This window comes from Caballeronia sp. LZ033 (genome assembly GCF_031451265.1).
GTDB lineage: Bacteria > Pseudomonadota > Gammaproteobacteria > Burkholderiales > Burkholderiaceae > Caballeronia.
In genome coordinates this window covers 3222825-3243838 of the sequence record NZ_JARUXQ010000001.1, presented here as the reverse complement: position 1 = coordinate 3243838, position 21014 = coordinate 3222825, and the positions used below count along the sequence as shown (strand labels likewise).

Here is a 21014-nt window from a genome sequence, read left to right as displayed (position 1 = left end):
TCATACATTTAGCGCACAGCCAACTGCAGGTCTGGCACACTTGCACGCGAACGGCCTTCTCGCGCGCGCATTGGCGTATGTCTGATAGCCAACTTAGTACCAGAAACATCAGCCGGTATGATACGGTCGGTTCCGCTTGACGGGCTGTCTCGAAAAGGGTGGGTTTTCCCGAAACATTGGTTCCCTTCGAGCCTGCGAACCCGGCCGCGGACGTGTGTTGTTTGGCGTTGGCGCCAAGGCGCCGCAACGGCGGCATGACGTTCCGCATGGGCGGATGGAGCAGAAAGAAGATGAAGAGAATCACGCGCAGACTTGTGTCATGCGTCGCGTTATGCGGGTCGCTGCTGGCGGCCGCTTCCGCACACGCGGACTGCTTCGACGAAGCCGCCAAGTATCAGAAGGTCAATCCGCTCATCCTGCGCGCCATCGCCTGGCAGGAGTCGCACAACAGGCCGGACGCGATCAACAAGAACGCCAACGGGTCCACTGATTACGGCCTGATGCAGATCAACTCCATCCACCTCGACACACTGGCTCAATACGGCATTTCCAGCGGCACGCTGATGCAGCCGTGCAAGAGCGTCTACGTCGCTGCGTGGCATCTGCGCCAGAAGATGAACAAGTACGGCAATTCATGGCAGGCGGTCGGCGCTTACCATTCCGAAACGCCTGCGCTGCGCGACAAGTACTCGGCCCAGATCATCGAGATCCTGCGCCGCTGGAAGCTGGTCGAAGCCAAGCGCTGAGCGGGCGCGCGGTCCCTCATCCCTGACATCACCCGCGCCCGCATCCGCGTCCGGCGCAATTGATGCAAAATCCCCTCTTCGATCGTCCGCGCCGCGCGCAGCGCAGCGGACCCGCGCTTGCGCGCCTTCTTCCCCGTCCGGTCCACTGCAATGAACCAATCGCCCCTTCCGATCACCGTGCTGTCGGGATTCACAGGCGCGGGTAAAACCACGCTCGTCGATGCCTTGCTTGCCAATACCGAAGCCGTACGCATCGGCGCGATCACGTGCGGCAAGGCCCCGCCGGCCGCCGACCAGGAAACGACCGAGCTTCCCAACGGCGGACTGCTGCTCACCTTGAGCGATCAATCCATGTCCGCGCTGGAAGGCGCCATCACCTGGCTTGCCGAACAGCAGCGTTTCGATGCGATCCTGGTCGAGACATCGCATGCCGCGGATCCGATGACGATCGCCGAGAACCTCGCGTTCGGCGACGACGATGACGCCACACTCGCCGGCCACGCGGCGCTCGATACCTTCGTCACCGTGATCGATGCCGCGAATTTCCTGCGTGACTACATGTCGTCGGACTCGCTGGCCGAACGCGGACTGCAGACAGGCGCGCACGATGAGGAAGACCGGACGGTCGTGGAAACGCTGATCGCGCAGATCGAGTTCTGCGACGTGATCGTGATCAACAAGACCGATCTCGTCGATGCCGCGGAGACGGAGAAGATCGCGCGAATTCTTCACGCGCTCAACCCGCGCGCGCTTCAGATCACGACGCAATCCGGCATCGTTTCGCCGGGCGAAATTCTCGACACGGGACGCTTCGATCTCGATGCAACGGCAAGCGCGCCGGGCTGGCTTGCCATCCTCGACGAAGCGCCATCGACGAATCCGGACGATGCAGCGGACGTCACTGAAGTCGGTCATGTCGTGTATCGGGCGCGTCGGCCGTTCCATCCGGAGCGTCTATGGCACCTGCTGCATCGCGAATGGACCGGCGTGCTGCGCGCCAAGGGCTTCTTCTGGCTCGCGACGCGCAGTGAAGTGGGCGGTTCGCTGTCGCAGGCGGGCGGCACGTGCCGGCATGGGCCGGCGGGCGTGTGGTGGGCGGCGCAGGATCGCAGCGAATGGCCCACCGATGATCCCGAGCTCGAAGCAGAGATCGTCGCGGAATGGGTTGGCGATCCGGATGACAACAGCATCGGTGACCGTCGCCAGGAGCTGGTGCTGATCGGCCTGGATCTCGATCCGGCGTACTGGCAGGACACGTTCGACGCGTGTCTTCTCACCGACGATGAATGGGCGCTCGGCGCGGATGGCTGGAAGCATCTGGCCGATCCGTTCCCTGCGTGGGATATCGAAGACCACGATCACGATCACGATCACCACGACCACGATCATGGTCCCGACTGCGGTTGCGAGGATCATCGGCATTGACCGGCACTGACCGGCAAGACGGCACGCCTGCGGCGTGTCGTCGCCGGGCAAAGCATCAATGAGCGCAGACAAAAAAAACCCGCCAAAGGCGGGTCATGTATCACTGGCTACCACGGGTAGCCGGACAATCGGCAAGAAACTTACCGCTTGTTCACTGCATCCTTGAATGCCTTGCCAGCCGTGAACTTGACCGTCTTTGCGGCCGGAATCTTGATGGACTCGCCAGTCTTCGGGTTGCGGCCGGTGCGCGCTGCGCGCTTTCCCGAACCGAAGCTGCCGAAGCCGATCAACTGCACTGCGTCACCTTTCGAGACAGCCTTCTTGATCACTTCGAGCAACGTGTCCAGCGTTTCGCCGGTTTGAGCCTTGCTGGCGCCGGTCTGAGCGGCTACGGCGTCGATCAATTCCTGTTTGTTCATTAAGGTTCCTTTATCAGTTTAGGTTGACACGAACAGCGCGAACGCGCCGATTATACGTGCGCAAGCCGTGCCGTCGAGTAGGGACGGCCTTCTGACAGGCCCGCCCGACGATTTGACGTTCTCCGGCGTCACTTCACGGACGTTGCTCCACATCGTCGCCTTCACGCCGCCTCTGTAGGCAGCGCTTGGTATGATAGCGCAGCGCAAACCCAATCAGGATAAGGGTTTCAAAGATTTACCCTTATATTTTTCGGGCTTCCGGCGGGGTTTTTCAGCGTGGGACATCGACTTTCGACGCTTGTGGCAAAAACGGATCCCTCATCACAAGATGCCGTTGGTTTTTGCCAACGTTCCCGCCCACTTCCCCCGCCCTCGCTCTCAGCCTTGCCCACATTGGGTTTGACGGCTGCGGCCCAGGGCCGTGCAGCGCTCTTGCAAGCACTTTCATCAAGGCCATGGGTCCGGTCGTCGGTCGGTCCCAGTCTTCGGGAAGGTGCAAGCGCGTCGCAAGCCCAAGGCGAGCCGCACAACCCATGCCGCACTTGATCTCCGTCGAATCCTTGGCTCGCCAACGCGCCTTTCCTCCATCCCCATGACCGAGCGCATGACTGGGCCTTCGCTTCTCCCGTCGCACGACCTGCCCGCACGCTGGCGCGGCCGGCGCGTCTTCACGGTCGTCGATCTGACCTTCACGCCTTGCAAAAGCTTTCTTGCCGCGTGGCAAGGCTGGCTTGACGACGAAGCGCGTTGCGAGCGTCTCCATGTCGTTGCCGTCGCACCGCTCGCCGCGCTCGATCATCCTCCGGCGAACACGGGTTCGCCCCTTGAAGCCGAGCTGCAGCGCGCTTGGCCGATGCGCGTGCCGGGCCTGCATCGCCTGGAGTTTGCGGACGGCCGGGTCGTGTTGACGCTTGCGGTCGGCGAGCGCCAGGAGATGCTGCCGAAGCTATGGCTGCGCGCGGATGCCTTGCACGCCGATGCGAGCGACGCAGACGTGCGTGATGCGAGAACGCTGTGCAAGTCGCTCGCGCGACTCGCCAGCGACGACGCGACCGTTTGCATCAACGCGTCCGTCGATATCCATGCGACGTTCGAACGCGCGCTCAAAGCGGCCGGTTTCGTATGCCATGCCTCGGGCGCCAGCCAGCAAGTCAAGGGACGTTTCGCGCCGCGCTGGCGCGTGCGTCGGCATGAACCGCCGCTACCCGACGGCGACGGCGCGCGCGAGGCCATCGTCATCGGCGCGGGACTGGCCGGCTGTGCGGTGACATCGCGGCTGACCGCGCGCGGCTTCCGCGTGACGCTCATCGACCGGCATGAACAGCCGGCGCGCGATGCATCGGGCAATCCGGCAGGCGTGTTCCATCCGATCGTCTGGCGCGACGACAGCGTCGCCGCCCGCCTCACCCGCGCCGGCTTTCTCCACGCGCTGCAGCGCTGGCGCCCGCTCGAACACGCCGGACACGACTTGCGCCGAAGCAGCGCCGGCCTGCTCCAGATCGCTGATACGCCCGCAGACGCGGAGGCCCTCGCGGCCGCCATCGCGCGCTTTGCGTATCCATCGGAGTATGTGCAGCCGATGACGCAAAACGAAGCTTCGCGCATGGCAGGCGTCGAGGTTGCGCGCGGCGGCTGGTTCTTCCCGCAAGGCGGCGCAATCTCGCCCGCTGCGTTATGCGCCGCGCAACTGGCCGGGTCTGCCGCGCAAATGGTCATGCGTATGAATATCGAAGTGGCGCGCATCGCTCGTGAAGACGGGCTGTGGCGAGCCTTCAACAGCAGCGGCAACGAGATCGCCCGCGCGCCGGCGATGATCCTCGCCAATGCGCGCGATGCCGCGCGCCTGGCCGGTCTCCACGGGCAGCCGACGCGCATCGTGCGCGGCCAGTTGAGCATGCTCGAGTCACCCGACTTCGATGCGCTGCGCGTGCCGGTGATCGGCGAAGGCTATGCGGTGCCGCTCGGCGCAGGCAGCACGCTGATCGGCGCGACCTACGACATCGACGATCCCGATCCTGAGTTGAACGCGGAAGGACATGTCGAGAACCGCGCACGCGTCGCCGGCATGCTCCCTGGGCTGAGGTTCACCGAAGACACGGTTCGCGGCGGGCGCGTCGCCTTCCGTTGCGTGACCAGCGACCGCATGCCGATGATCGGCCAGTTCGCCGATGAAGCCGCCGCCCGCCGCGACGCGCGGCGGCTGTCCGGCGCCTGGCCGCTGGACCTGCCGCGCATGCCGGGTCTATACGGCGCGTTCGCGTTCGGCTCGCGCGGACTGATCTGGGCAAGCCTCGCCGCTGAGCTCGTGGCGGCGCAGATCGAAGGCGAGCCCTGGCCTATCGAGCGCGACCTTGCCGAGGCCGTCGATCCCGCCCGCTTCCTGCTGCGGGCGCTGCGCCATGGCGAGATCGACCCCGATGAGTTGTCCCCGCCGGTCTGTGGATAACGCGGCGGATTGCCGGTGAAACGCGTGTGAACTCGTTGTGCATGTAAACGGGACAACCCGCGGGTTCCGGTTTACTCGCCCAAAGTTGTTCCAGGTTAACCGCCGCGGACGAACATGTTTACCGCGCCTTTGTGCTTCTCCCAATTCATTGTTTGAAAAGACAAAATTGCGGTTATCCACAGCGCGCGGCAGCGCTTGTTAACTACTACTACTTGTATATACAGTAAACCTGTAAACACCTGAAGGCGGAGCTGTCCGACGGCAGCAAGGCAAACCATTTCACCCCGTCGCTTCATGTCTCCGGTCAGCATTGCCAATCCGCTTCAGCATATGGCAGTCGCTTTTACCTCAAAGGAATCATGAGCTTGGTCTTTCTGTCAGGGACATCCAGGTATGGCACAATCGCGCTTCTTCCTGCGTCGCGCCGTGCATGCGGCGAGCGCTTTCAACGGAACGATGGCCGCGCGCCAAGAATCTGATCAACGAAGCCGCGTCGTCGTTTTCTGTGTCCGGTCGGCAATCGTTCGATTGCCGCATGTAGGCTCGGTGTCTCACTGAACCGCACGCGGCCTGCAGCCTCACACCGGACACGTCGACCAACTCGTGCACGGCCAGACCGTGACACCGTGTTCGTTCGCATTTCGTGTCGCCTGAATGAACTGACGTCCGCTCACGGGAGCGGACGCGCGCCGCCTGCGAGCGCGGCGCCCTCAGGCGAGGTGACGCTACGGACGCGCGCCCGGATAGCAGCAACAGATAGCAGTAACGAAGGAGAAGCCAATACGATGAACTCGGCGTTTTCATTTCTGCCCGCGTGGCCGCTCGAACCCGACGCCATTCTCTGGGCCGGTCTCGCGCTCGTCACGGCGGGCCTGGCCGGTGAACTGTTGTGGCGCGCCTGGCGCCTGCCGCGCATCACCGGCTATGCGGTGATCGGGCTGATCGCGGGGAATGCGGGTCTCGGCGTGATCGACTCGAGCGCAGCCGGGCTGTCGCGGCCGCTGCTGGATGTTGCGCTCGGCTTGCTGCTGTTCGAACTCGGCGGCCGGCTCGATCTGCGCTGGATCCGGCGCAATCCGTATCTGATCCTGTCGAGCATCGCGGAAGCCACGCTGACCTTTGGCCTCGTGCTGATCGCGCTGACCCTGCTCAAGGTACCGACGATGCCTTCGGTCGTCGTTGCCGCCATCGCCATGGCCACGTCGCCCGCGATGGTCATCCAGCTCAAGATGGAACTGCGCTCGGAAGGCCAGGTCACGCAGCGGCTGCTCACGCTGACCGCGCTCAACAGCATGTATGCGGTGATCGTCGAGAAGCTCGCGGCCGGCGTGCTGCATCAGGAGATCTACGGCAATACGCTCGCCACCATCCTGCAGCCGCTGTATCTGCTGATCGGCTCGCTGGTGCTGGCCTTCCTGCTCGCGCGCGCCTGCAACCTGCTCGTCCGGCGCCTGCCCGCCAACGACGAGCATTCGTTCGTCGCGCTGTTCGGTCTCGTGCTGCTGGCGATCGCCGTCGCGCACATCTTCAAGCTGTCGACCATCCTCGCGCTGCTCGCGGCCGGCATCATCGTGAAGAACGCCGACGAACGTCCGCAGCTATGGCCGTCGCACTTCGGCTCCGCCGGTTGGCTGCTTACCGTCATTCTGTTCGCGCTCACGCTGACGTCGTTTCACTGGCGCGACATCGCACTGGGCGGCATCGCGGCGCTGGGACTGATTGTCGCGCGCTTCATCGGCAAGCTTGCCGGCGTGCTGATCTTTGCGAAGCCGAGCGGCCTGAACTGGAAGCAGGGTGCGGCGCTGGGCGTCGCGCTGTCGCCGATGTCCGCGCTCGCGTACTTGCTGGTCGACGACATGTACGTGCTCTATCCCAACTACGATCCCACCTTGCGCGCGATCGTCATGTGCTCCATCGTGCTGCTGCAGATCGTGTCGCCGTTCGTGGTGTACCGCAGCCTGTCGGCGGTCGGCGAGCGGCGCGAGTAATCGATTTTTCCAGAGGCGCCATGGCACTCGAACCCTTCATCAACTCCGAACCCTTTACGTTCGGTGTCGAGCTTGAGATCCAGGTCGTCAATACGCACGACTACGATCTGACCCGCGCGGCGTCGGACCTCATGCGTCTCATCAAGGACGAGAAGATTCCGGGCGACATCACGCCCGAAATCACCGAAAGCATGATCGAGCTGTCGACCGGCATCTGCACGACGCACGAACAGGCCGTCACCGATCTGCGCACCATCCGCGACACGCTCGTCGCGGCGGCGGACCAACTGAACGTGGGTCTGGCGGGCGGCGGCACGCATGCATTCCAGCAATGGAGCGATCGGCAGATCTACGACGCACCGCGTTTCCAGTACATCTCCGAACTCTACGGCTATCTCGCCAAGCAGTTCACGGTGTTCGGCCAGCACGTGCATATCGGCTGCCCCGATCCGAACAGCGCGCTGTTCCTGCTGCATTCGATGTCGCGCTACATTCCGCATTTCATCGCGCTGTCGGCTTCGTCGCCGTACATTCAGGGCGTCGATACCGGCTTTCATTCGGCACGCCTGAACTCGGTGTTTGCGTTTCCGCTGTCGGGCCGCGCGCCGTTCGTGCTGACGTGGGACAGCTTCGAGGAGTATTTCTCGAAGATGGTGCATACCGGCGTCGTCAACAGCATGAAGGACTTCTACTGGGACATCCGGCCGAAGCCGGGTTTCGGCACGATCGAAGTCCGCGTGATGGACACGCCGCTGTCGGTAGACCGGGCGGCCGCGATCGCGTGCTATATCCAGACGCTGTCGCGCTACCTGTTGCTGGACAAGCCGCTCACGCCCCACGAGGACGACTACCTCGTCTACACGTTCAATCGCTTCGAGGCGTGCCGCTTCGGCCTGGAGGGCACCTGCATCCATCCGCAGACGGGCGAACGCAGGACCATCGGCGAAGACATCCTGGCAACGCTCGACGTGCTCGCACCGCACGCCGAAGCGCTCGGCTCGCAGGCGGCGCTGGCACAGGTCGCCGACATAGCGCGCGGCATGAACGACGCCACCTGGCTGCGCAGCGTATTCGACAAGGAGAAATCGCTGCACGAAGCCGTCAGGCAACAATGCTTGCAATGGCGTCAATGACGCCAATGACGCGAGACGTAGCATGTTGCTTACCGTAAGGCTTGCCTTGGTAATCGGCATTCATGAACAGGAAAGGCTGCTGCTTAAATATGCATGCAGCCTTTTTCTTTTGCGCTTTATGAAACAAGGACGTGAGCGTGAATCGGGAATAACTGTCTCATGCCATCGTTTGAAGCAGGTTCAAACTTCCGCTTCTAAGGTTTGCCTCAAACAAACCGTATACCGCCGTAATGGTTGCGCGTCATGCGCGTGGCCTGGGCTACGCAAGCAAACTCTGGCGGAACTTTCAGTGACGTGAAGACGACTTACGACTCGTACAGAGTTAATCAAAACGAGTCGGCAATCAGCGAGTGAGGCGATTTCGAGAGTTATCCACAGTCTGACACGGACAATTAAGGTGTACGTTTGTTCCATGTCGCTTAGAATGGCGACTTTGCCGGCGGGGCGTTATAGTCGGCAAATACGTAGCGCCGCAAAGCAGACCATAAGAGGGCGCATAAACAAGAGGGTAGCAGTGTCCCCATTCAGGTGTCGCCGTGAGGCTTGGCACGCCTGAATTTTGAGACGGCGGGGACCGGGAACGAGCGTGTTCCGCAAGGGGTTGCAAGTCGTTTTCTGCGGAAGCGTTTCGGGAACGGTGTTCGCGTGGTCACGTGAACATGCCGTCAAAACACATAAGCGGAACAACAAGCGAAAGACTATGAATGAAGGCGTTTACGGAGAGCAGGCGACGGGGCGGGTGACCCACGGTCTGCTGCGGCTGAGCACGGCGATGCGCAGCCAGGCTTGGGAATGGGCAGAAGGCGTGGGGCTGACGCCGACCCAGGGTGAAATTCTCGTTTTGCTGATGCAGCGCAGGGGGCCGATGCGCCTCGGCGAGATCGCACGTGAAACGGCATTGACGGCTGCCACGACGAGCGATGCGGTGAGCACGCTCGAAGGCAAGGGGCTGGTCGAGAAGCGCCGCGCGCTCGACGACGGCCGCGCGCTGGCCGTGCGCCTGACCGCACGTGGCCGCACGGCCGCGAAGAAGGCGGTGCAATGGCCGGACTTCCTGGCGAAGGCGGTCGGCACACTGCGCGAGGAAGAGCAGGTGGCGTTCTATCGCACGCTGCTGAAGACCATCCGCCATCTCGAGTCGCAGCAGCAGATGCCGGCGCACCGTATGTGCCTGTCCTGCTCGCACTTCCAGGCCAGCAAGAATCTGAAGAAGGCGCCGCATCATTGCGCGCTGTTGCAGATCGACATGGCGGATACGGATCTGCGTCTCGACTGCTCGGTCTACGAAGAAGCCGATCCCGCGACGCAGAAGAAGAGCTGGAAGGTCTTCGCTCAGCTTGCCTGACATCGGGCAAACGGAGTGATTCATCCGGCGGCAGCAACGCTGTGAGGCCGCGGCGAGTCGGTTAGACTGTGCCCGTCGCGCCTCCCCGCGAGGCGCGGCTCGTCAACACTTGCCCGACACGCACAGCCCGCTCACGGAAGCCGCTGATGAAAGATGAAGTCCTGGCGATTCGCCACGTCTATTTCGAAGATCTGGGCAGCCTCGAACTCGTACTGGGCGATCGCGGCCATCTCGTGCGCTATCTGGATGTCGGACGCGGCCGCATCGATGCGCCCAATCCGCTCGATCCCTCCCTGCTCGTCGTACTTGGCGGGCCGATCGGCGCCTATGAGGACGCGGCGTATCCCCATCTTTCTCCCTTGCTCGCGATGCTGGAAAAGCGCATTGCGGCGGGCTTGCCGACCATCGGCATCTGTCTCGGCTCGCAACTGATTGCCCGGGCGCTCGGCGCACGGGTCTATCCTTCCGGCTCGACCGAACTGGGCTGGTCGCCGCTCACGCTGACCGACGCGGGACGTGCTTCCGCGCTGCGCCATCTCGAAGCCGACGGCGCGCCCATCCCCGTGTTCCACTGGCACGGCGATACCTTCGATCTTCCCGCCGGCGCCACGCTGCTCGCATCGACTGCGCAGTGCGCGCATCAGGCCTTCGCGTGGGGCGAGCATGTGCTTGCGTTGCAGTGCCATCCCGAAGTCCTGGCCGATCGCTTCGAAAGCTGGCTGGTTGCCTATCCCGGCGATGTCGCGCGCAGCGGCACCACCGTCACTGCGTTGCGCGAGGACACCGCGCGCCACGGACCCGCTCTCGAACGCGCTGCGCGCGCGATGTTCGGCGAATGGCTCGACCGTTTTGCCCGCGAGGACCCGCACGCCTGAGCGTGGCGCAAGCATTCGCGGCACGTCCTGCAGCGTTGAAAACGCGATGCTATTCTCGACCGCATCCTTCCTTCCCCGAGCCCACGACATGAGCGCGTTGTTCACACCCGCGACCCTGCGCAGCCTGCAGCTTCCCAATCGCATCATGGTTTCGCCGATGTGCCAGTACTCGGCCGAGCGTGGCGAAGCCACGGCGTGGCACATGATCCACCTCGGGCAGCTCGCGCTGTCCGGCGCAGGGATGCTGTTTATCGAGGCCACAGCGGTCGAGCCCGACGGCCGCATCACGCCCGGCGATCTCGGCCTGTGGGACGACGTCACGGAAGCTGCCTTGCGCCCGGTGCTCGCCGCGATCCGCCAGTATTCGGACATCGCCGTGACGATGCAGCTGGCGCACGCGGGCCGCAAGGCGTCGAGTCACGCGCCCTGGGACGGCGGACAGCTGATCCCGGTCGCGGAGGGCGGCTGGATGACCTACGCGCCGTCGGCGGTGCCGCACAAGCCCGACGAGACACCGCCGCTCGCGCTCGACACCGCAGGACTCATGCGCGTGAAGGAAGCCTTCGCAGCATCGGCGCGACGTGCGGCGCGGCTCGGCATCGACGGGATCGAGGTGCATTGCGCGCACGGTTATCTGCTGCATCAGTTCCTCTCGCCCATCTCCAATCAGCGCACCGACGAATACGGCGGCTCGCGCGAAAACCGCATGCGTTATCCGCTCGAAATCTTCGATGCGGTGCGCGCCGCGTTTCCCGCCGACAAGCCGGTCGGCGTGCGCGTCTCGGCGACTGATTGGGTCGATGGCGGTTGGGGCATCGAGGACACGATTGCGTTCGCATCCGAGTTGCAGAAGCGCGGTGTCGACTGGATCGATGTCTCGTCGGGCGGGGTATCGCCATTGCAGAAGATCCCGCTTGCCACCGGTTATCAGGTACCGTTCGCGCAGGCCGTGAAGGAAGCGACGGGCGTGAATACAATCGCGGTCGGCCTCATCACTGAAGCGAAGGACGCGGAGAAGATCGTGGCCGGTGGCCAGGCGGACTTCGTCGCGATCGCGCGCGGCATGCTCTACGATCCGCGCTGGCCGTGGCACGCTGCCGCCGAGCTCGGCGCGGCCGTCACGGCGCCGCCGCAATACTGGCGTTCGCAGCCGCGCGACCAGAAGAACCTGTTCGGCGAGATCACGATCGGACAACGTTGAAAAGTATCGAGCGTCATCGAGACGGTTGAGCATTCGCGCGCCGGGAGTGTAGGATACCGGTGTGTTGGACCTGTGAGCGTTCAACCAAGCTAACGCGGCGCCTCGAAGGCCACCGCGTTTTTTTTATCCCCGATGTTCATCCCGAGCGCGCGGGAGCGAAGCGTCATTCAAGGATTCAGTCGATGAGTTCACGCAGGGTCACCGTTCGCCGCTCAGGCGTGCACGGCAAGGGCGTGTTTGCTGTGAAGCCGATCGCCGCCGGCGAGAAGGTGATGGAATACAAGGGCGAGCGCATCTCGTGGAAGGAAGCGTTGCGACGCCATCCGCACAATCCCGACGAGCCCAATCACACCTTTTATTTCGCCCTCGACGACGGCCGCGTGATCGACGGCAAGATCGAAGGCAACAGCGCGAAGTACATCAACCATTCGTGCGCGCCGAACTGCGAAGCCGAGGAAATCGAAGGGCGTGTCTTCATTCACGCGCTGCGCGATATCGAGGCGGAAGAAGAGCTGAATTACGACTACGGCCTCGTCATCGAAGGCCGCATCACGAAGAAGCTCAAGAAGGAATACGAGTGCCGTTGCGGCGCGAAGAAATGCCGCGGCACCATGCTGGCCGTGAAGAAGGAAAAGGAAAAGAAAAAGAAGTAGCGGGTCCGGCAACAACGATTGTCTTCGAGAAGAGCCACGGTGATCTTTACCGTGGCTCTTTTCACGACTGCGCTACGGCTTCCTGCTTGAGCGGAATGCGCACGATGAAGCGCGCGCCGCCTTCGGGCGCATCCTCGTAATGCACCGAGCCGCCGTGCAGCACGACGATGTCATGCACGATCGCGAGACCCAATCCCGCTCCGCCCTCGACGTTCTGGCCATCGCCACGGAAGAAGCGCTTGAAGAGATCGGCTTGCTGGTCGGACGGCACACCGGGTCCATTGTCCTCCACCACCACTTCGGCGAAAGCGCGCCGTTCCTCGTCACGCCATTCGCTGACCGTCAGCGTGATGCGCGCGCCCTCCGCGCGAAACGGCGGAATGTACTTGAGCGCGTTGTCGATCAGGTTCGCAATCACCTCGCGCGTCAGCACGATATTGCCGCGCACGATCAGCGGATGTTCGTTCTCGGGATCGTCGAGGCGCTGGAAGCCGAGATCGACATTCGATGCGAGTGCCCGTGGCACCCACTCGGCGCCGGTTTCGAAGGCGAGCGCGGCGAAATCGAAATCGGTGAAGCGCGCGGCCTGCTCGCCCGGTTCTGCCCGCGCCAGCGAAAGCAATTGATTCGACAGCCGCACCGCCCGGTCAGCCGAGGCGCGCAGCTCCTTCACCGCTTCCACCGCCTTGGCGGGATCGCGTGAGCTGAGCGCCTGTTCCGCGTGCAGCTTCACCGCCGTCAGTGGCGTGCGCAGCTGATGCGCAGCATCGGCGATGAACTTGCGCTGCGCATCGAGCGCCGTCTGCAGGCGCACGAGCAAGGCGTTCATCGCGCTGGTGAGCGGACGGATCTCACCCGGTACGTAGGTTTCGTCGACCGGTTCTAGCGAGATGTGGGTCTGCTGGTTGAGTGCGTCGGCGAGGTCGGTCAGCGGGTTCAGTTGCTGGTTCACGACGCGCCACACGATCACCCAGCCGGCGAGCAGCAGCAGCGCGAGCGGCATCATGATCGCGATCAGGAACTCCACCGCGATGCGATAGCGCGACCCCACGCGCTGCGCCACTTCCACGACGATCGGATTGCCGGTCGGTTGCGGCACGCGCACTTGCGCCGCGCGCACGCTCACGCCCTGAAAGTGCGTCTCGAAGACATACGCGTAGTGAATGCGCCGGACGTTGCTGCCCGTGAGCGGCAGGTCGCGCTCGCCGGCGATTTCCTCGTCGCCCGTGCTGATGCGGTAGATGAGCTGCTCGACCGGGTCGGAGAACATCGCCTGCGCGAGCGGCGGCACGGTGACAGGCGCATCGACGCCCGCGAGCTGGATCTGCTTGGAGATGGCGGTGGCCAGATCCGCGAGCGAACGGTCCACCACGTGCTGCGTGTATTGCCAGGCAAGCCAGTACGCCATCAGGCCGCTCATCAGCGCGAGCAGCGACAGCGGCGCGGCAAGGCGGCGCAGCAACGTGCGCCGCAGGCTCGGCGGCGTCGGTGTCTCGGGGGCTTTCGATCGCGCCAGATCGAGCCAGTCTTCGCGGGCGAAACGCTGGTCGCCCGCGCGCCGGGTGGGAAATCGCAAGGCAGTCTGCTTCGGGGCAGCCGACGCGGAGCGTCAGGCTGCCTGACGGATTTCCTGGAGCAGATAGCCGAAGCCGCGCACCGTCACGATCTCGACGCGGGTGTTCTCCAGCTTCTTGCGCACGCGATGCACATAGACTTCGATGGCCGTATCGCCGAGATCGCCGCCGAAGTGCGTCAGGTGATCCTGCAACTGCGCCTTGCTGACCACGCGGCCATGGCGCAGCAACAGCATTTCCAGCACGGCGAATTCGCGCGGCGACAGTTCGAGCGGACGCTCGTCGTTGAAGATGCGGCGATCGACGCCCGACAGGCGCAGGCCGCCCAGCGAGACTTCGGGACGCGGCACGTCGCCGTGCGGGCCGCTGCGACGCATCACGGCACGAATGCGCGCTTCGAGTTCCTGCGGCTCGAAGGGCTTCAGCATGTAGTCGTCGGCGCCGCTGTTGAGGCCTTGCACGCGGTCATGCAGTTCGTCGCGCGCGGTGAGGATGATGACCGGCGTATGGCGGTTGCTCTGGCGAAAACGCGCGAGCAGCGTCATGCCGTCGATGCCGGGGAGGCCCAGATCGAGAATGACGAGTTCGTGGCGGTTTTGCGCGAGGGCCTGTTCGGCGAAGATGCCGTCGTGCACCATGTCGACCGTGAAGCCGGATTGTTCGAGGCTGCTTTGGATGCCGCGCGCGATGGGGCGGTCGTCTTCGATCAGAAGGATTCGCATGGAGTCGCTCAAGTACAATGGGTTGAGCTCAGGCCGGCGGGGGCGATCGGTGGCATGTTCTGTCATGCATGACGCGGCGGCAGGCTCGAGCCAGTTAAAACTCACATCTCATGCGGCGTTGCGCGACCCTGCTTTGAGCCGCGAGCGGCCGTACATCGATTGTCTTTCTTCCCGGACATGGCGCTCATCCCGATCAACGAACTCGAAGCCGCGATCAACTACTGGCGCGGCCGCTCGCCGTCGAGCGGCGATGAACTCGCTCTTTGCAAGGAGGCGAGCGCACTGTCCAGGCCTTATGCGCTGCTGATTGTACAGCGTCGGTCAAGTCTGCCTTCCGAACAGCTGGACGAAGACGCCCGCGCCGCGTGGGAAGCTTACGTGCGCTTCAACAATGGCATGCGCGACTGAAAGCTTGGGCGCATCCTCGCTTTCGGCTTTCTTCAGTTAAGCTTCCAGCCGCCAAAAAATCACGCGCTTTGCCGTGTTTTTCTGCCTTTCGGCGCTGTCATCGTTCGTAACATGCACGTTACCTTGTTTTTACTGTAAGGGTCGGATTCCTGCGCACGGAACGGCCCTCTGCCGCAAGGGTTAAGAGAGCCAGGCCGCGTTAATGCGATAAAGTCGCATCCGCTCCCGCTTACGCGCACATTCACCTCATGCTCGATCTCGACCATTTCGACCTCGCCCTGCTGGACGTCCTGCAACGCTTCGGACGGGCCACGCATCAACAACTGGGCGAACAGGTGCCGCTTTCGCCGTCGCAGATCGGACGGCGTTTGCAGAGGCTGGAGGCGGTGGGGGTGATCGAGGGTTATCGGGTCATGCTGCGGCCCGAAAAGCTGGGACTCGGCGTGACGGCCTTCACGAGCCTGAAGCTCAAGCATCATGGCGATTCGGTCATCGAGCAGTTCCAGCAGCAGATCGACCTGCTGCCCGAAGTGCTCGAATGCCATGCCACGGTGGGCGACGCGGATTACCTGCTGCGCATCGTCGCGCCGGACCTGAACGCACTGTCAGGTTTCGTGATGAAGAAGCTGATGCGGGTGCCGGGCGTGGACAGCGTGCGCTCGAACATCGTGCTGACGACCTTCAAGCGCAATGGTCCGTTACCGCTTGCTCATCTGGCCGCCGACGCCTCTTAAGCCGGAACCTGAGCCGGGTTCAGCAGATCCACATACGCGAGCGGCACCAGATCCGTTTCGCCTACGCCGAGTTGCGCGAACATCGCGTGCGCTTCCTGTTCGCCGCCGGCTTCATCGTCGTCCTGGCCCAGAACCACTTCCAGCTCGATGAAATCACCGAGGCCATCCACGCGGTCCAGATGAATTCGCGTGCGCCCGACGAGATACACGTGGCGCTCCTTTGAAACAATGCCGCGCGTCGTCAGCGCCTGGGCCAGCAGCGCGTGCATGGCCTCGGGATTCGTGACCGGGCTGCGCGAGTAATACGACACCTTCGGGCCGTCGCGGTCGTCGCGTTGATAGAAGATCAGTTCCGATGGCGTGCCGTCGTCGAACTGGCGCAGCTTGAGACGGCCGGTGGGCACGTCGTAGAAGAAGTCCTGCTGGCGAAACACAAGCGGCGCGTCGGTGGCGAGCGCGGCCGCGCGCTCGCGCAATTGCTCGAACTGATGCGCGCGCGCCTTGATTTCGATGTTGCGTGCCATGAAGACTCCTCGAACACAAAAGGTTGGGTTAAGCGAGGACTCAGACTAGCAAAGTTTCGATGAAGCCCGCTTGAAACCCTGCGCAATTTTCGGGCATGGCCGCCGGACGGGTCGTCACACGGCCCATTGCGCGTCGATCAGCCGCAGCGCCGCCGCGATGGCCGGCTCGTCGCACCGCTCGGCGAGCACGATGAACGACAGCTGCGTCGGCACCGACACGCCTTCGACGATCGTCAGCGCGTGCGCATGCGCCTCGCCGAGCGCGATCGAATCGCGCACCAGCGAAAGCCCGATGCCCGACTTGACGAGATCGAGCATCGACGGCTCCTGATCCACTTCGGCGACCACCGTCGGCATTGCGCCCGCTTCGCGGAACAGGCGCGACAAGAGCCGGTTGTGCGCGGATTCGGCCGGCGTCCAGATCCACGGCAGCTTCGCGAGCGCGGCCCAGCTGCGCTTGCCCTTGTTCACGCGGTTGTGCCAGCCTGCCGGCGCCAGCACGCGATACACGAAAGGCGTGAGCCGCACGACGTGGAAACGGTCGCTGTCGCGTGTGCCGTCGCTGGCCGGATCGCCGATGTAATAGCCGACATCGAGATCGCGCGTCCGCACGCGTTCCAGCACCCAGCCCGACATGCCATGCCGCAGCGAGGTCTCGATGCGCGGATACGTCTCCACCAGCTGGCGCAGGAAGCCGCCCAGGCGCAGGAACTCGGGATCCAGGATCGAACCGATACGCAAGGTGCCGCTCACTTCGTGACGCAAGGCGGCAGCGGCGCGGCGGACGTCGGCGGCGGCGGCGAGCGCGCGCTCGGCATGGGGCAGCAACGCTTCGCCATCGCGCGTCAGCAGCAGGCCGTGCGACGTGCGCGAGAACAGCACGACGCCGAGCATCTCCTGAAGGTTCTTGATCTGCAGGCTGACGGCTGGCTGCGTGACATGCAGTTGCGCCGCCGCGCGCGTCAGGTTGCCTTCGCGAGCGACGGTGAGAAAGGCGCGCAGCAGGGTGTAGTCCATCCGCTGATATTAACGCTTCTTATATCGCAGTTGAACATATCTGATTGGATTCGGAGACGTGACCGGCAGTACGCTCGGTGTCGTACGCATCGCGCAACAAAACAACGACAACGAAAGACGATATCGGAGACGGCAATGAAACAGGACGCGCGCAGGCTCGAAGGCGAATTCGACTACATCATCGTGGGTGCGGGCACGGCCGGATGCGTGCTGGCGAATCGCCTCACCGAAGATCCGGACGTCAAGGTGCTGCTGCTCGAAGCCGGCGGCAAGGACGACTATCACTGGATCCACATTCCGGTCGGCTATCTGTATTGCATCGGCAATCCGCGCACGGACTGGCTCTACAAGACCCAGGCCGAGCCCGGGCTCAACGGGCGTGCGCTGTCGTATCCGCGCGGCCGGGTGCTCGGCGGCTGTTCGTCGATCAACGGCATGATCTACATGCGCGGCCAGCGCGAGGACTATGACGACTGGGCGCACATCAGCGGCGATCCGAACTGGTCATGGGACTCTGTTCTGCCGATTTTCAAGCGCAGCGAGGATCATCATGGCGGCGCGAATCAGTGGCATGGCGCGGGCGGCGAGTGGCGCGTCGAGAAGCAGCGTCTCAAGTGGAAGATCCTCGAAACCTTCTCGCAGGCCGCGCAGCAGACCGGCATTCCCGCTACGGAAGATTTCAATCGCGGCGACAACACGGGCGTTGGCTATTTCGATGTGAACCAGCGTGGCGGCATCCGCTGGAATGCGGCCAAGGCCTTCCTGCGCGAAGCCATGAAGCGTCCCAATCTGACGACGATCACCGGCGCGCATACGCAACGGCTCGTGTTCGAAGGGGCGCGTTGTGTCGGCGTCGAGTATCGCGGCGGCGATGTCGATTACCTTGCGCGTGCGCGCTGCGAAGTCTTGCTGAGCGCGGGCGCGGTGAACTCGCCGCAGATTCTCGAACTGTCGGGCATCGGCAATGGCGCGCGTCTGCAGCGGCTCGGCATCGACGTGGTGAAGGATCTGCGCGGCGTCGGTGAAAACCTGCAGGATCATCTGCAATTGCGCATGGCCTACAAGGTGACCGGTGTGCGTACGCTCAACACCTTGTCCGCGCACTGGTGGGGCAAGCTGTTCATCGGCATGCAGTATGCGTTCATGCGCAGCGGCCCGATGTCGATGGCGCCCTCGCAGCTTGGCGCGTTCGCCAAGTCCAATCCCGACGACGTGTCCATCAAGCGGCCCGACCTCGAGTATCACGTTCAACCTTTGTCGCTCGAACGCTTCGGCGAGCCGCTGCATGCGTTCAACGCCTTCACCGCCTCAGTATGCAATCTGCGGCCGACCTCGCGCGGCAGCGTGCATATCGAGTCGCCGGATGCGCATGTGGCGCCGCTGATCGCGCCGAATTATCTGTCGACGGACCGCGACCGCGAAGTCGCCGCCAATGCCTTGCGACTCACGCGGCGCATCGCCGCCGCGCCCGCGCTCGCGCAATATGCGCCGCAGGAGATTCTTCCGGGCATCCAGTTCCAGACCCAGGAAGAACTGGTCGAAGCGGCGGGGCAGGTCGGGACCACGATCTTCCATCCGGTCGGCACATGCCGCATGGGCACCGACAACGATCCCGCCGCGGTCGTGGACAGCCGCCTGCGCGTGATCGGCGTGCGCGGCCTGCGCGTGGTCGATGCCTCGGTGATGCCCACCATCACCTCGGGCAACACGAACTCGCCGACGCTGATGATCGCCGAGCGCGCGAGCGAGATGATCCGCGAGGACCGGCGCGGTCTTGCCACGGAAGAAGCGATCGCGACTGCCTTCGCATGACGGTGCGAACGAGCGCACTTCACATGTTGAGATGACAGAGGCATGGCGCACGGATGACATCGCACGCGATGCATCCGATGCGCCTGCATGCGTTGCAGAAATACCGCTTCGCATGCCCTCGAAGCGTGCATGCAGCGCGCCTTCCAAGCCATTCGTTAGTTAGTGCAAATCCCAATGATTGCGCTGCATCATTGGCGCGACAATGGCCCCGGATCAAGTGATGCTCGAGGACACTCGTGCGCACTTTGTGCGGACGCAACAGCGCTGTACGAAGCGAAGCAGTACCGGAATGGAGACACCGCCCGGTGCGCGCGGATCAAAAAAACAAGGCGCAGACCCACCCGCTGTCTAGCGCTTCACTTCGCATGGAAGGGGACATGATTCTCGGCGACACCATTCTGGAAACGCGAGGGCTCACCAAGGAGTTCAAAGGCTTCACGGCCGTGAATGACGTGAACCTGCGCGTGCGCCGGGGTTCGATCCACGCGCTGATCGGACCGAACGGCGCAGGCAAGACCACCTGCTTCAATCTACTCACCAAATTTCTCGATCCCACTGCGGGCCAGATCGTTTTCAACGGCGTCGACATCACACGCGAACGTCCCGCGCATATCGCACGGCGCGGCGTCATCCGCTCGTTCCAGATCTCCGCGGTGTTCCCGCATCTCTCGGTGCTGCAGAACGTGCGCATCGGCTTGCAGCGGCAGCTGGGCACGTCGTTTCATTTCTGGCGCAGCGAACGCTCGCTCGACCAGCTCAATGACCGCGCCATGGATCTGCTGACACAAGTCGGCCTCACCGATTTCGCCGACACGAAAACCGTCGAGCTGTCCTATGGCCGCAAGCGCGCGCTGGAGATCGCGACCACGCTGTCGATGGAGCCGGAGCTCATGCTGCTCGACGAACCGACGCAAGGCATGGGCCACGAAGATGTCGACCGCGTGACGGCGCTGATCAAGAAGGTGTCGGCGGGCCGCACCATCCTGATGGTCGAGCACAACATGAACGTGATCGCAGGCATCTCCGACACCATCACCGTGCTCAAGCAAGGCGAAGTGCTCGCCGAAGGCAGCTACGCGGAAGTGTCGAAGAATCCGCTCGTGATGGAAGCCTACATGGGCAGCGCCGATGCGGCGCTCACCGGAGCGCATGCATGAGTACGATCGTGGAAGAACGCCGCTCGCTCAACGCGAACGGCGGGGCCAGCAACGTGCCGGCGCTGGAAATCTCGGGCCTTCAGGCGTGGTATGGCGAGTCGCATATCCTGCACGGCGTGGACCTCAAGGTGAACCGCGGCGAAGTGGTCACGCTGCTCGGACGCAACGGCGCGGGCCGCACCACCACGTTCCGGGCCATCATGGGTTTGACCGGGCGGCGCACGGGTTCGATCCGCGTGAGCGGACACGAGACCATCGGCCTGCCTACACACAAGATCGCGCATTACGGGGTCGGCTATTGTCCGGAGGAGCGCGGCATATTCTCGAGTTTGTCCTGCGAAGAAAACCTGCTGTTGCCGCCGCTGATCGGCGACCCGAAAGATGCGATGTCGCTCGACGAACTCTATTCGATGTTCCCCAACCTGAAGGAACGCCGCGCCAGCCAGGGCACGCGTCTGTCGGGCGGCGAGCAGCAGATGCTGGCCGTCGCGCGCATCCTGCGCACCGGCGCGAACCTGCTGCTGCTCGATGAAATCTCGGAAGGCCTCGCGCCGGTCATCGTGCAGACACTCGCGCGCATGATCCTGATGCTCAAGTCGCGCGGCTACACCATCGTCATGGTCGAACAGAATTTTCGTTTCGCGGCGCCGCTCGCGGACCGCTTCTACGTGATGGAGCACGGCAATATCGTCGAGCATTTCGGCGCGGGGGAACTCGAGGCGAAGATGCCGGTGCTGCACGAACTGCTCGGCGTGTAATCGGGCGCCGGCGTGCCGCACCGGAATGGAAAGGGCATCACCAGTAACACCGCATCAAATCAAAAACTCATGGAGAC

19 protein-coding genes are annotated in these 21014 nt (G+C 63.4%); 14 read left to right on the top strand and 5 right to left on the bottom strand.

Annotation, left to right across the window (positions count from 1 at the left end; translation table 11 throughout):
• Positions 1-290: 290 nt before the first annotated feature.
• Together QCE62_RS15140 and QCE62_RS15135 are read left to right on the top strand one after the other, a co-directional pair.
• Positions 291-746: a lytic transglycosylase domain-containing protein gene (locus QCE62_RS15140; protein WP_309919289.1), complete on the top strand. Its 456-nt coding sequence runs from the start codon at positions 291-293 to the stop codon at positions 744-746.
• A 150-nt stretch (positions 747-896) separates the two neighbouring features.
• Positions 897-2171: a GTP-binding protein gene (locus QCE62_RS15135; protein ID WP_309919286.1), complete on the top strand. Its 1275-nt coding sequence runs from the start codon at positions 897-899 to the stop codon at positions 2169-2171.
• Between the two features lie 140 nt (positions 2172-2311).
• Here the strand turns inward: QCE62_RS15135 and QCE62_RS15130 are convergent, their stop codons facing one another.
• Positions 2312-2590 (bottom strand): HU family DNA-binding protein, encoded by a 279-nt coding sequence (locus QCE62_RS15130; protein ID WP_008352404.1) that lies wholly within the window; start codon positions 2588-2590, stop codon positions 2312-2314.
• 604 nt (positions 2591-3194) lie between these two features.
• On the opposite strand from QCE62_RS15130, the gene mnmC reads away from it, so the two are divergent.
• The 7 genes from mnmC (at position 3195) to QCE62_RS15095 (ending at position 12231) form a co-directional block, all read left to right on the top strand.
• Positions 3195-5036 carry a bifunctional tRNA (5-methylaminomethyl-2-thiouridine)(34)-methyltransferase MnmD/FAD-dependent 5-carboxymethylaminomethyl-2-thiouridine(34) oxidoreductase MnmC gene (mnmC, locus tag QCE62_RS15125; RefSeq protein ID WP_309919284.1) on the top strand — a complete coding sequence of 614 codons (1842 nt, stop codon included), beginning with the start codon at positions 3195-3197 and terminating at the stop codon, positions 5034-5036.
• Positions 5037-5821: 785 nt separating this feature from the next.
• Complete coding sequence (locus QCE62_RS15120; RefSeq protein WP_309919281.1) at positions 5822-7024, top strand: cation:proton antiporter; 1203 nt, start codon at positions 5822-5824, stop codon at positions 7022-7024.
• 20 nt (positions 7025-7044) lie between these two features.
• The gene (locus tag QCE62_RS15115; protein WP_309919278.1) at positions 7045-8157 is read left to right on the top strand and encodes a YbdK family carboxylate-amine ligase; all 1113 of its coding nucleotides are present in this window, start codon (positions 7045-7047) and stop codon (positions 8155-8157) included.
• A 700-nt stretch (positions 8158-8857) separates the two neighbouring features.
• Complete coding sequence (locus QCE62_RS15110; protein ID WP_309919887.1) at positions 8858-9502, top strand: MarR family winged helix-turn-helix transcriptional regulator; 645 nt, start codon at positions 8858-8860, stop codon at positions 9500-9502.
• 146 nt (positions 9503-9648) lie between these two features.
• Complete coding sequence (locus QCE62_RS15105) at positions 9649-10377, top strand: glutamine amidotransferase (RefSeq protein WP_309919276.1); 729 nt, start codon at positions 9649-9651, stop codon at positions 10375-10377.
• An 88-nt stretch (positions 10378-10465) separates the two neighbouring features.
• Complete coding sequence (locus tag QCE62_RS15100) at positions 10466-11578, top strand: NADH:flavin oxidoreductase/NADH oxidase (RefSeq protein ID WP_309919273.1); 1113 nt, start codon at positions 10466-10468, stop codon at positions 11576-11578.
• A gap of 182 nt (positions 11579-11760) precedes the next feature.
• Positions 11761-12231, top strand: a complete 471-nt coding sequence (locus tag QCE62_RS15095; RefSeq protein WP_309919270.1) for an SET domain-containing protein-lysine N-methyltransferase — start codon at positions 11761-11763, stop codon at positions 12229-12231.
• Between the two features lie 61 nt (positions 12232-12292).
• Here QCE62_RS15095 and QCE62_RS15090 read toward each other — a convergent pair whose 3' ends face one another.
• Both QCE62_RS15090 and QCE62_RS15085 read right to left on the bottom strand, forming a co-directional pair.
• Complete coding sequence (locus QCE62_RS15090; protein ID WP_309919885.1) at positions 12293-13747, bottom strand: sensor histidine kinase N-terminal domain-containing protein; 1455 nt, start codon at positions 13745-13747, stop codon at positions 12293-12295.
• 93 nt (positions 13748-13840) lie between these two features.
• Positions 13841-14527: a response regulator transcription factor gene (locus tag QCE62_RS15085; RefSeq protein WP_309810954.1), complete on the bottom strand. Its 687-nt coding sequence runs from the start codon at positions 14525-14527 to the stop codon at positions 13841-13843.
• Positions 14528-14704: 177 nt separating this feature from the next.
• Between QCE62_RS15085 and QCE62_RS15080 the strand changes: the two genes are divergently transcribed.
• Together QCE62_RS15080 and QCE62_RS15075 are read left to right on the top strand one after the other, a co-directional pair.
• The gene (locus QCE62_RS15080) at positions 14705-14935 is read left to right on the top strand and encodes a DUF3717 domain-containing protein (protein WP_309898397.1); all 231 of its coding nucleotides are present in this window, start codon (positions 14705-14707) and stop codon (positions 14933-14935) included.
• Positions 14936-15183: 248 nt separating this feature from the next.
• A complete protein-coding gene (locus QCE62_RS15075) occupies positions 15184-15669 on the top strand; it encodes an Lrp/AsnC family transcriptional regulator (protein WP_309810952.1) in 486 nt (161 codons plus the stop codon).
• Here QCE62_RS15075 and QCE62_RS15070 read toward each other — a convergent pair.
• Positions 15666-16193: a class IV adenylate cyclase gene (locus tag QCE62_RS15070; RefSeq protein WP_309919267.1), complete on the bottom strand. Its 528-nt coding sequence runs from the start codon at positions 16191-16193 to the stop codon at positions 15666-15668. The genes QCE62_RS15075 and QCE62_RS15070 overlap by 4 nt on opposite strands.
• Before the next feature lie 114 nt (positions 16194-16307).
• Positions 16308-17210, bottom strand: a complete 903-nt coding sequence (locus QCE62_RS15065; protein ID WP_309919264.1) for a LysR family transcriptional regulator — start codon at positions 17208-17210, stop codon at positions 16308-16310.
• A 135-nt stretch (positions 17211-17345) separates the two neighbouring features.
• Here QCE62_RS15065 and QCE62_RS15060 point away from each other — a divergent pair, with 135 nt between their 5' ends.
• From QCE62_RS15060 to QCE62_RS15050, 3 genes are all read left to right on the top strand, one after another.
• The gene (locus tag QCE62_RS15060) at positions 17346-19022 is read left to right on the top strand and encodes a GMC family oxidoreductase N-terminal domain-containing protein (protein ID WP_309919262.1); all 1677 of its coding nucleotides are present in this window, start codon (positions 17346-17348) and stop codon (positions 19020-19022) included.
• Between the two features lie 377 nt (positions 19023-19399).
• Positions 19400-20179: an ABC transporter ATP-binding protein gene (locus QCE62_RS15055; protein WP_309810943.1), complete on the top strand. Its 780-nt coding sequence runs from the start codon at positions 19400-19402 to the stop codon at positions 20177-20179.
• Positions 20176-20937: an ABC transporter ATP-binding protein gene (locus QCE62_RS15050; RefSeq protein WP_309898389.1), complete on the top strand. Its 762-nt coding sequence runs from the start codon at positions 20176-20178 to the stop codon at positions 20935-20937. The genes QCE62_RS15055 and QCE62_RS15050 overlap by 4 nt, the downstream gene beginning before the upstream one ends.
• Positions 20938-21014 lie beyond the last annotated feature (77 nt).

Bases quoted from the DNA above. Each gene is read 5' to 3' on its own strand.
- QCE62_RS15140 (WP_309919289.1), top strand. From the start codon at position 291: ATGAAGAGAATCACGCGCAGACTTGTGTCATGCGTCGCGTTATGCGGG.
- QCE62_RS15135 (WP_309919286.1), top strand. From the start codon at position 897: ATGAACCAATCGCCCCTTCCGATCACCGTGCTGTCGGGATTCACAGGC.
- QCE62_RS15130 (WP_008352404.1), bottom strand. From the start codon at position 2,590: ATGAACAAACAGGAATTGATCGACGCCGTAGCCGCTCAGACCGGCGCC.
- mnmC (WP_309919284.1), top strand. From the start codon at position 3,195: ATGACTGGGCCTTCGCTTCTCCCGTCGCACGACCTGCCCGCACGCTGG.
- QCE62_RS15120 (WP_309919281.1), top strand. From the start codon at position 5,822: ATGAACTCGGCGTTTTCATTTCTGCCCGCGTGGCCGCTCGAACCCGAC.
- QCE62_RS15115 (WP_309919278.1), top strand. From the start codon at position 7,045: ATGGCACTCGAACCCTTCATCAACTCCGAACCCTTTACGTTCGGTGTC.
- QCE62_RS15110 (WP_309919887.1), top strand. From the start codon at position 8,858: ATGAATGAAGGCGTTTACGGAGAGCAGGCGACGGGGCGGGTGACCCAC.
- QCE62_RS15105 (WP_309919276.1), top strand. From the start codon at position 9,649: ATGAAAGATGAAGTCCTGGCGATTCGCCACGTCTATTTCGAAGATCTG.
- QCE62_RS15100 (WP_309919273.1), top strand. From the start codon at position 10,466: ATGAGCGCGTTGTTCACACCCGCGACCCTGCGCAGCCTGCAGCTTCCC.
- QCE62_RS15095 (WP_309919270.1), top strand. From the start codon at position 11,761: ATGAGTTCACGCAGGGTCACCGTTCGCCGCTCAGGCGTGCACGGCAAG.
- QCE62_RS15085 (WP_309810954.1), bottom strand. From the start codon at position 14,527: ATGCGAATCCTTCTGATCGAAGACGACCGCCCCATCGCGCGCGGCATC.
- QCE62_RS15080 (WP_309898397.1), top strand. From the start codon at position 14,705: ATGGCGCTCATCCCGATCAACGAACTCGAAGCCGCGATCAACTACTGG.
- QCE62_RS15075 (WP_309810952.1), top strand. From the start codon at position 15,184: ATGCTCGATCTCGACCATTTCGACCTCGCCCTGCTGGACGTCCTGCAA.
- QCE62_RS15070 (WP_309919267.1), bottom strand. From the start codon at position 16,193: ATGGCACGCAACATCGAAATCAAGGCGCGCGCGCATCAGTTCGAGCAA.
- QCE62_RS15065 (WP_309919264.1), bottom strand. From the start codon at position 17,210: ATGGACTACACCCTGCTGCGCGCCTTTCTCACCGTCGCTCGCGAAGGC.
- QCE62_RS15060 (WP_309919262.1), top strand. From the start codon at position 17,346: ATGAAACAGGACGCGCGCAGGCTCGAAGGCGAATTCGACTACATCATC.
- QCE62_RS15055 (WP_309810943.1), top strand. From the start codon at position 19,400: ATGATTCTCGGCGACACCATTCTGGAAACGCGAGGGCTCACCAAGGAG.
- QCE62_RS15050 (WP_309898389.1), top strand. From the start codon at position 20,176: ATGAGTACGATCGTGGAAGAACGCCGCTCGCTCAACGCGAACGGCGGG.